Origin of the sequence: Chromobacterium alticapitis (assembly GCF_002924365.1) — a bacterium.
Classification (GTDB): Bacteria; Pseudomonadota; Gammaproteobacteria; order Burkholderiales; family Chromobacteriaceae; genus Chromobacterium; species Chromobacterium alticapitis.
On sequence record NZ_PQWB01000185.1, the window covers coordinates 1 to 334 of the forward strand.

Here is a 334-nt window from a genome sequence, read left to right on the forward strand (position 1 = left end):
TCCCTTGGGCTACGTCACCGAGCGCCAGTACGACGCAGCCGGGAATGTCACCGGCAGCGTGCGCTACGCCGACAAGCTGGAGGCGACGCTGCCGCGCGGCTCGACCGACCAGACGCATAGCGGCAAGCAAGCGGCGCAAGTGTGGTATCAGGCGGGGACCAACTGCTCCATCTCGCGCGGCGCGGGCCGCTTCCAGGCCGGCGACACGGTGACGGCATCGGTCTGGTACAAGAGCGATAGCCAGACGATGGCGCAACTGTTCCTGGGGGATAGCAGCGGCTTGCACTCCTACAGCAGCCAGCAGATGGCGACGGCATACGGCGACAACGGCTGG

Annotated in this window: 1 protein-coding gene; it reads left to right on the forward strand. The window is 67.1% G+C overall.

Annotated elements, in window-relative coordinates:
* On the forward strand, positions 1 to 334 hold a 334-nt coding region (locus C2I19_RS22190; RefSeq protein ID WP_158253796.1), incomplete at both ends, for a hypothetical protein.